The organism is Streptomyces sp. AC558_RSS880 (genome assembly GCF_019049255.1).
In the GTDB taxonomy this organism is placed as follows: Bacteria; Actinomycetota; Actinomycetes; order Streptomycetales; family Streptomycetaceae; genus Streptomyces.
This window is the reverse complement of sequence record NZ_JAGMUJ010000112.1, coordinates 41,559-50,040: the sequence shown is the minus strand read 5'-3', so window position 1 is coordinate 50,040 and position 8,482 is coordinate 41,559. Positions and strand designations below refer to the sequence as shown.

Here is an 8,482-nt window from a genome sequence, read left to right as displayed (position 1 = left end):
ACTGCCAGCAGCGGTCGACGTGGGCTTTGGTGGCGCCGGTGCGTGACCACCACAGCCAGACCGGCTTGTTGACTCCGCCGCTGGGCAGCTTCTCCACGACCAGGCGGATGACGGTGCCCTCGATGACGGGCAGCGGCCCGTCGTGGTCGAGCCAGGCGGCCCGGCGGGTCAACCGCGGGTGCAGCCGGTCCCACGCCTGTGCGGTGGCCTTTCCGTAGAGCCGGGTGTCCGTGACCGTCACGGCCTGCTCGGTGCCCCAGGTTGTGGGGTCACCGAAGACGAACTCGCCGCCGTGCTTGGGCGGCCGGCCGCCCCTGGGGTTGGCCAGGTGGAACTCTTCGCGGGAGGGTCTCGGACGCCGCATCACCCGGTCTGAACGGAGCCGGCCGAGGATTTCGACGGTGCGCCTGCCGAAAAGCTCATCCGCCCAGTTCAGGCGGTATGTCGATACTCGTGGAGGATGCCGCCGAGTCGTTGGCGTCGTCGTATGTCGAGGTGGATGATCTGCTCCGGATCGCTGATCGGCCTCGGCAAGGGGCGTAGCGGGCGGGCGTTGGCGATGCCTTGATGGGGCCGGTGGGAGTTGTGGAAGTCTTCGAACTCGCGTAGCGCGTGGAGCAGGTGTCGCTGGTTCCGGATCAGGGTGCGGTCCAGCAGCTCGCGCCGACAGATCTGCACCCACCGTTCCATGATCGAGTTCATGCGCGGCATCCGTACTCCGCTGAGTACTACCTGGATCCCTGCATCGTTGAGGACGGTGTCGAACAGGGCGGGAAACTTCCCGTCCCGGTCCCGGATCAGGAACCTGACCCGGCAACCAGCGTCTTCGAGGTCCATGACGAGATTTTTCGCGGCTTGCGTCACCCAGGATGCGGTGGGGTGCGCAGTGGCGCCGAGGATTCGGATCCGGCGGCCGGCATGCTCGATCACCGCGAACACGTACAGGCGTGCCCCGGACAGTGTGACCGTCTCCAGGAAGTCGCACGCCAGCAGAGCGTCAGCCTGGGAGCGCAGGAAGTCCGCCCACGTGCTGGAAGCGCGGTCCGGTGCCGGGTCGATCCCAGCCTCCTGGAGGATCTCCCAGACAGTGGAGGCGGCCACCTTGATCCCAAGAACGAGGAGTTCGCCGTGGATGCGGCGATACCCCCAACCAGGATTTTCCCGCGCAAGCCGCAACACCAAGAGCCGGATGGAGCGCACGGTCCGCGGCCTTCCCGAGCGCTTCGGCCGGGAAGCGGCAGCGTGGCGGCGCGCAACCAGATCGCGGTGCCAGCGCAGCACCGTATCTGGACGCACCAGCAACCTCACCCTGCGCAGCACCTCCGACGGCAGCCGGTGCAGCAACGCCGCCAGGAACGCTCGATCGCCCGGGGTGAACCGCACTCTGCCTTTGCCGAGTTGACGCTGAAGCACCGTAATCTGATGGCGCAGGGCGAGGATCTCCGCGTCCTTGTCCCGGTCGCTCATCGGTAACAGGCGGACCATGGCGAACGCTTGGGTCATGGTCAGGTAAGCCAGTCGCAGCAGCACGACCGACCATCATGTCGGTACAACCACCAGGTACGCGAGAACACTCCCTCAAGCGCCCGTGCACCCCCACTCACCCCCTTTCACCAGGGCGGATAAGGTTTTCGGCAGGGGCACGGCTGACGGGGTGAGGCTGGTGCGGTCGAACGGGCCACCGTGCGCGGCGGCATACGTGATGGCGTCATTGACGGCATCGAGGCCGAACGACCGGACCCGTTCGGGGGCGAGATCCAGAGTGCCCGAGGCGAGCAGCCGGATGATGCCGACATTGGCTGTGCGCGGGTACATCCACTGCCCGCGCACGGTGATCGAGTTGCGCATGATCCATGGGTACGGGAGCGCGAGGTCGTCGCCACCGAGCATGCCGACGCCGCCCATGAGGACGACGCGGCCGTACTCGCGCACGGTCATGGCCGCCGCACGCGAGGCCGAGCTGGGTGCGCTCGGCGAGAGCAGGTCGATCACCATGTCGATCGGGCCGTCGGCCGCCGCGGACATCCCCGCGCGGTCGGTGGCCTCGTCCCCGGTCAGCGGGACCGGGCGCAGACGCGGACCGAACCGGTCGGCGAGGAGGTCGAGCGCGGCCTTGTTGCGGCCGGGGGCGACCACGCGGCCCGCGCCCATCGCGAGCGCGACCGCGACCGCGCTGCTGCCGAGGTTGCCGGTGGCCCCGCTGACGAGCAGCGTCTCGCCGGCCGCGAACCCGCCTGCCAGCAGCCCGCCGTAGGAGATGGTGTGCACGGTAAGCGCGGCCCAGCGGGCCGGATCCTCCCCGGCCGCGGCGGGCAGCGGGAAGACGTTCTCTGTCGGGACCCGCATGAGCTCGGCGAACGCGCCGTCGTGCAGGTACTCGGCGAGCCGCGCACCGCCCTCGCCACGCGAACTCCAGCCCTGGAGCGTGATGTCGGGCGTCAGGGCATCGTCCCGCGAGCGCACCGTCGAGTCGCACCACACCAGGTCGCCGGCCTGCAGCCGGGTGGCGTCCGGGCCGATGTGGAGGATCCGCCCCACCGCGCCGACACCGGGTACGACAGGGGGGACAAGGGGGTACTTCCGCTTGCCGCTGAATACTTCGGCTGCGTAGGGCGCCACGTTGGCGGCGAGGACCTCGACCACCACCTCACCGCCCCCGGCCTCGGGGTCCGGTACCTCCCGCACCGCGAGTGGGGCGCCGAACCGCGTCAGAACTGCTGCTCGCACGTGATGACCTCCGTGTTGTCCGTGCTCTTGAGATCGACACTAGGAGCGGGACGAGCATGCAGGAAGCGAGGATCTGGCATCTGTGGTATGCGTATCCCGCATGGACATCTCCAGCGCGGGGCTGCGGGTCCTGCGGCAGATCGCCGAGTCCGGCAGCTTCACGGCGGCGGCCGCCCGGCTCGGATACACGCAGTCGGCTGTCTCCCGCCAGGCCGCCGCCCTCGAACGCAGCGTCGGTACCACCCTGTTCGAACGCCGCCCGGACGGGGTACGGCTCACTCCCGCCGGCTTGACCCTGCTGCGGCACGCCCACACGGTCCTCGCCTCGCTCGCGGCGGCCGAGCGTGAGCTCGCCGGTACCGTCCCACGGACCGAACTTGTACGGCTCGGGGCAGTCCCGAGCGCGGGTTCGGCGATCCTGCCCGCCGCACTCGCACACCTCGCGGCAGCCGACCCGCAGATCACGGTCACCACCCGCGAGGGCACCACACGCACCCTGATCCGGGCGCTGCGCGCGGGCTCGCTCGACCTCGCCCTACTGACGTCCCGCCCACCCCACCGGCCCTTCGACGGTGACTCGCCCCGTCTGCACCTTGAGACCATCGCGGACACCGAACTGGTCGTGGCGGTATCTTCGACCGGAGAGTTCGCCGGGCGCACCACGGTGCACGTCGACGAACTGGTCGACGCCGCATGGATCGCCACCCCGTCATCAGGCGGCGAGCCGCTGCTCGGCGTCTGGCCCGGCCTGCCCGGACGGCCGCGCATCATCCACTCCGCGCGCGACTGGCTGACGAAGCTCCAACTGGTCGCCGGCGGCTTCGGCGTGACCACAGTGCCGTCCCGGCTCTCACCAGTGCTGCCGCCGGGGGTAAGCCTGCTGCGCGTCGACGGGGCACCCCCCGAGATCCGCCGTGTGCTCGTGGCAGGCCTCGGCGGCCACCCCGCCCCGGCGATCACGGCCGTCACCCGAGCGATCACTGCGACCGTCTGAGCCGCCGCCACCGCTGGCCTGTTCTTCGCGGTACTGACGCCCGGATCCGCCGCCGTCACAGCTTGGACGTCGTCTCATTTGGTGAGTCTGCGGTAGCAGATGAGGGTGCAGGCGATGGCGGTGAAGGTGAGGAAGTGTTCGGCCTTGCGTTCGTAGCGGCGGTGCAGGCGGCGGCAGCCGGCCAGCCAGGACATCGTCCGTTCGATGGTCCAGCGGTGCCGGCCGAGCCGGGTGGAGGACTCGATGCCCCTGCGGGCGATGCGGTGCCGGATGCCCCGCTTGCGCAGCCACCGGCGCAGGTGGTCGTAGTCGTAGCCCTTGTCGCCGTGGAGTTTGGCGGGCCGCCGCCTGCGCGGGCCGCGCCGGGAGCGGATCGGCGGTATGCCGCGGACGAGGGGCTTGAGGGCCTGGCTGTCGTGGAGGTTCGCGCCGGAGATCCCGACGGAAATCGGCAGACCGGTCCGCTCGGTGACCACATGGATCTTCGAGCCCTTCTTGCCCCGGTCGACAGGATTCGGACCCGTCAGGTCCCCCCTTTCAGGGCCCGCATGTTCACCGAGTCGATCGCGCACCGCGACCAGTCCAGCTCCCCGCGCGAGCCCAGCTCGTCCAGGACCAGACGGTGCAGCTTCGCCCAGACCCGGGCGGCACTCCACTCGGTGAAACGCCGGTGCGCGGTCGGCCCCGACGGACCGAAGACCGGCGGCAACTGCCGCCAGGTGCAGCCGGAGGTGGCCACGAAGATGATCGCCGCCAGCACCTCACGGTCGCCGTACCGGCGCCGCCCACCACCCTGCGGACGCGTCGGCGCCGGTGGCACCACCCGCTGGAACAACTCCCACAACCCGTCCGGAACCAGCCGCTCCACGATCGTCATGCCTCAAGATTACGAACCCAAATGAGACGACGTCTAAGCCTGCATATGCCCGCAAGGGGGCCAGGCCACTCGGCTACTGCGTCGAGGGCGTGGAAATGCCAGGCCCGATCTTTGCCCGGATGCGAGGGCAGGAGTCGTGTGGCAGCATTCTGTTGTCGGCACATGCCAACTGCCCGGGACCCCCGGCATGGGATCGGGACTTGACAGAAAACCCGCCATAGAGGGTGTCAGTCTCAGCGGAATAGCCCTCATCCCGGGTTCTCGCTAAAGGCTGTCCTGCAATTCAATGACCTCGCCCATCAGTCCAAGCTCACCCACTCAACGGGCTCCCGTTTGGTCCGGTTTCAGCCAGGAGCGAAAGTCGTTCATCGAGGCAGAGCAGGCGCAGGCAGGGTGAAATCTGAGTTGCGGGAAAACCTTTAGCCACCGAATTACCAATTGCCCCTGGCGTCGAAATACCTCATGTGAGGTGGATCAAGCAATGGCACGCAGTTTCAGAAAGTTCTACCTGAACCAGCAGGGGCGCGTCGCAAAGAACTTCAACATCGGCGGTTTCGACATCAAGAACAGCTCCGCGGTCTTGGTGACGGCGGCCGAATGGAACCCTGTAGGCGCGTTTGGCCCCACCATTGACACGAGACTGAAGGTCAACGGGCCCAACGTGTGGGTATCGAACATCGTCCCGCACGGTGGCCCCACCGAAGCCGGCGGGGTCGAGTTCATGCTGCATGTGGACTCGAACCAACCCATCGCCGTCGCTGTCACGATCACCGTGTTCGAGCCCTGCGAGGCAATCCAGGGCCCGTGAAGGTTCCAGCGGGAGTCCCAGCGAGTGATCAGCACGGCGCTGCGAAGTGCCAGGCTAAGAGGTCATCTCATTTGGCTCGGTAGGCTGTCGGCCGTGGCGGGGATCGTTGAGCGGCTGGTGCCGGACGAGTTGTGGGAGCTGTTCCAGCGGGTGGTACCGGGGGCTCCGTCGCGACCTCAAGGCGGTGGTCGGCGTCGCCACGGCGACCGGGAGGTCTTGGCCGCGATCGTGTTCGTGGCCACGTCCGGTTGCACGTGGCAGCAGTTGCCCGCGGCATCGTTCGGACCGTCCGGTGCGACGGCCCACCGCAGGTTTACCGAGTGGACCAAGGCCAGGGTCTGGGCCAAGCTCCACCGCCTGGTCCTCGACGAACTGGGATCCCGAGGCGACCCGGACTGGTCGCGGTGCGCGATCGACTCCGTGAACATGCGGGCCCTGAAAGGGGGGATCTGACGGGGCCGAATCCTGTCGGCCGAGGTAAGTATGGCTCGAAGATCCACCTGATCACCGAGTGGACCGGTCTGCCCCTGTCCGTCGGGATCTCCGGAGCCAATGTGCACGACAGCCAGGCCCTGATCCCGCTCGTGCAGGGCATACCACCCATCCGGTCCCGCCGGGGCCCTCGCCGACGCAAGCCCGACAAACTCCACGCCGACAAGGGCTACGATTACAGCCACCTGCGGCAATGGCTGTCCCAGCGCGGTATCCGGCACCGCATCGCCCGCAAGGGTGTCGAGACCTCACGGCGACTCGGGCGACACCGTTGGACCATCGAACGGACCGTGGCCTGGCTTGCCGGCTGCCGCCGACTCCACCGCCGCTATGAGCGCAAGGCCGAGCACTTCCTCGCCTTCACGAGCCTCGCTTGCACCCTCATCCGCTACCGCCGCATGAGCTCCTGAACACACATCGCAGACACTGCTGTGTGCAGGAGTATGGCCAGGTGATCAGATCCGAGCAGATTCAGAATGCAGCCCTTCTCTGGCAGGAACACCGCGATGCCGAGTTCCCCGCCAACCTGCGAGGCGTCGAGTTCGAAGACATCGACATGGTGCTGCTCGATGCGGACACCGCAGGATGCGCCTACACGTGGATCAACAACGGCGGCACCCTCGATCCACAGCACAGGCGCATCCTCCAGATCTGTGTCGAAGCCTTGGAACGAGTGATTCCGCAGATCAGCGACCCATCCGGCCATCGGTACTACCAGCGTTTGCATCAACTTGCCCTGCTCATTTCGGGTGCCCCCGACACCAAATGAGATGACCTCTAAGGGATGGGGAAGCGGTTCATGGAAAGGTTCGAGACGCAGAGTCTTGCGCTCATGCCTGGCCAGAAGGTGCAGGTCAGGGTCCTCAGCCATCACCCATGGGGTGTTCTCGTTGAGATCGTTGGTTACGAGAACGCCGGTCTATCGGCCTCTATCGACATGATCCAGCAGTTCTCCCAGACCACGAGCAGCTACGACGAACTACTCGCGCTCTTTCCACCCGTCGGTTCACAGATCGATGCAGTGATCGAGCAAATCCACCGCTGGCATCCGCCGGTATCAGTGCGGCTCACCATCCGACCTGCCGACCTGGAGTCGCTGGTCTGGAACTGCGACTTCTGTGGTGAACCGATCACGTTGGGCCCAGGTGGAGACGCCCTCGTCCTGGACTCGCGCAGCAGCGACGGTCCAGGAAGCCACACCATCATCTCCCACCGGCACTGCCTGGCCGAGCGCATCCGCCCGGAGAACAGTGGAGAGCGGGCGCGAGCATTGAAGATCGGGAAGATGTGCTGAAGTCGTGAGGTTCGTGCCTACCGGAATGGATGAGGTCGACAGCTCATTCGGCGGGAACCAAGCGATAGTTCAGAGAAGCCTGCATCCGCTGCCCGGTCCTCCAGATGGACCCCGCCAGAAGCCCCGCCTCATCGAGATCATCCAGAACCTCCGCGAACGCATCCGCGAGACCCGTGCCAACGGCTGGCTCGGCGAGGTCGAGGGACTTCAGGTCAGCTTCGACGCCGCGATGGCCAAGCTCAACAGCCTCAAGAACACCCCCGTCGACGGACGCCCTCAGCTGGTTGACCTCGGCATGCCCGTCATCACCGACCCCGCACCCATGCCAGGAACAGGAGACCCCGGACGGCACCCCGATCCCGCCGACCGCTGACGGCGTCGAGGACGTCCGCGAGCGGCTCCGCGACCCGGCCGCCGCCCGCGACGTCCTCGACCCGGAAGGCTTCCACCCTCATGCCCAGGAGGTCGTTACGAGTGCAAGGCCGAGCACTTCGTTGCTTTCACTGACATTGCCGCAGCCGTCATCTGCGATCGCTACCTTGCCGACGGGAGTGTCAACTTAACGGCTGATTTTGGTTGTTGTTCGGTCAGTGAGTGGCCGGGGTGAGCCGGCCTTCGAAGTGGATCTGGAAGGCGTTCAGCGGGGCCTTCCAGCGCATGGTCCAGCGCTTGCGGACCTTGCCCGTCGGGTCCAACGACATCAGCGCCATATAGACGCACTTCATGGCGGCCTGCTCGTTCGGGAAGTGCCCGCGAGCGCGGACGGCCTTGCGGATCCGTGCGTTCACGCTCTCGATCGCGTTGGTCGAGCAGATGACCTTGCGGATCTCGACATCGAAGGCGAGGAAGGGCACGAACTCCGCCCAGGCGTCCTCCCAGAGCCGGACGATCGCCGGATACTTGGCGCCCCATTCCTCCTGGAACTCGGTGAAGCGGGCTGTGGCCGCGGCCTCGTTCGGCGCGGTGCAGACCGGCTTCAGCTTCTTGGCGATCTCGTCCCAGTCCTGGCGGCCCGCGTAGCGGAAACTGTTCCGCAGCAAATGGATCCCACAGGTCTGCACAATCGTTCGAGGCCAGACCGTTTCGACAGCATCCGGCAGACCCTTCAGGCCGTCGCAGACCAGCATGAGCACGTCCTGAAGGCCGCGGTTCTTCAGCTCGGTGAACACGTGCAGCCAGTACTTCGCGCCCTCGCCGCCGTCACCGGCCCAGATCCCCAGGATGTCCCGATGGCCTTCAACCGTGACGGCCATGACCACGTAGACCGGCCGGTTCGCGACCTGGCCGTCC

At 67.0% G+C, this 8,482-nt stretch carries 10 protein-coding genes and 1 pseudogene; 6 read left to right on the top strand and 5 right to left on the bottom strand.

Going from position 1 to position 8,482, the window contains the following annotated elements; all coding sequences use genetic code 11:
* From KUM38_RS28830 to KUM38_RS28820, 3 genes and pseudogenes are all read right to left on the bottom strand, one after another.
* Positions 1-400, bottom strand: a pseudogene (locus tag KUM38_RS28830) (transposase); the annotation flags it as partial.
* A 32-nt stretch (positions 401-432) separates the two neighbouring features.
* Positions 433-1,530 carry an integrase core domain-containing protein gene (locus KUM38_RS28825; RefSeq protein ID WP_217133462.1) on the bottom strand — a complete coding sequence of 366 codons (1,098 nt, stop codon included), beginning with the start codon at positions 1,528-1,530 and terminating at the stop codon, positions 433-435.
* A 48-nt stretch (positions 1,531-1,578) separates the two neighbouring features.
* On the bottom strand, positions 1,579-2,727 hold the full coding sequence (locus KUM38_RS28820) for a zinc-binding alcohol dehydrogenase family protein (RefSeq protein ID WP_308409080.1): 1,149 nt from the start codon (positions 2,725-2,727) through the stop codon (positions 1,579-1,581).
* A 100-nt stretch (positions 2,728-2,827) separates the two neighbouring features.
* On the opposite strand from KUM38_RS28820, the gene KUM38_RS28815 reads away from it, so the two are divergent.
* Positions 2,828-3,721, top strand: a complete 894-nt coding sequence (locus tag KUM38_RS28815) for a LysR family transcriptional regulator (protein WP_217133460.1) — start codon at positions 2,828-2,830, stop codon at positions 3,719-3,721.
* Positions 3,722-3,795: 74 nt separating this feature from the next.
* On the opposite strand, the gene KUM38_RS28810 is transcribed toward KUM38_RS28815, so the two are convergent.
* A protein-coding gene (locus KUM38_RS28810) for an IS5 family transposase (RefSeq protein WP_217133458.1) occupies positions 3,796-4,598 on the bottom strand; the annotation gives its coding sequence in 2 pieces (ribosomal slippage) (positions 3,796-4,254 and positions 4,257-4,598; 801 coding nt in all).
* A 481-nt stretch (positions 4,599-5,079) separates the two neighbouring features.
* On the opposite strand from KUM38_RS28810, the gene KUM38_RS28805 reads away from it, so the two are divergent.
* The 5 genes from KUM38_RS28805 (at position 5,080) to KUM38_RS28785 (ending at position 7,565) form a co-directional block, all read left to right on the top strand.
* Positions 5,080-5,406: a hypothetical protein gene (locus KUM38_RS28805; RefSeq protein ID WP_217133456.1), complete on the top strand. Its 327-nt coding sequence runs from the start codon at positions 5,080-5,082 to the stop codon at positions 5,404-5,406.
* Between the two features lie 102 nt (positions 5,407-5,508).
* Positions 5,509-6,308 (top strand): IS5 family transposase gene (locus KUM38_RS28800; RefSeq protein ID WP_308409082.1). Its coding sequence is split into 2 segments (ribosomal slippage): positions 5,509-5,847 and positions 5,850-6,308, totalling 798 coding nucleotides; the frame shifts between segments, so codons are not numbered across the junction.
* 41 nt (positions 6,309-6,349) lie between these two features.
* Entirely contained in the window at positions 6,350-6,667 is a 318-nt protein-coding gene (locus KUM38_RS28795) for a hypothetical protein (protein WP_217133454.1), read from the top strand.
* Positions 6,668-6,697: 30 nt separating this feature from the next.
* Positions 6,698-7,192, top strand: a complete 495-nt coding sequence (locus KUM38_RS28790; protein ID WP_217133452.1) for a hypothetical protein — start codon at positions 6,698-6,700, stop codon at positions 7,190-7,192.
* A 25-nt stretch (positions 7,193-7,217) separates the two neighbouring features.
* On the top strand, positions 7,218-7,565 hold the full coding sequence (locus KUM38_RS28785) for a hypothetical protein (protein ID WP_217133450.1): 348 nt from the start codon (positions 7,218-7,220) through the stop codon (positions 7,563-7,565).
* Between the two features lie 214 nt (positions 7,566-7,779).
* On the opposite strand, the gene KUM38_RS28780 is transcribed toward KUM38_RS28785, so the two are convergent.
* Positions 7,780-8,482: IS256 family transposase (locus tag KUM38_RS28780; protein ID WP_217133449.1), on the bottom strand; the 703-nt coding region annotated here is incomplete at its 5' end.

Excerpts from the sequence above, each read along its gene's own strand:
- KUM38_RS28815 (WP_217133460.1), top strand. The coding sequence starts at position 2,828 with ATGGACATCTCCAGCGCGGGGCTGCGGGTCCTGCGGCAGATCGCCGAG.
- KUM38_RS28805 (WP_217133456.1), top strand. The coding sequence starts at position 5,080 with ATGGCACGCAGTTTCAGAAAGTTCTACCTGAACCAGCAGGGGCGCGTC.
- KUM38_RS28790 (WP_217133452.1), top strand. The coding sequence starts at position 6,698 with ATGGAAAGGTTCGAGACGCAGAGTCTTGCGCTCATGCCTGGCCAGAAG.
- KUM38_RS28785 (WP_217133450.1), top strand. The coding sequence starts at position 7,218 with ATGGATGAGGTCGACAGCTCATTCGGCGGGAACCAAGCGATAGTTCAG.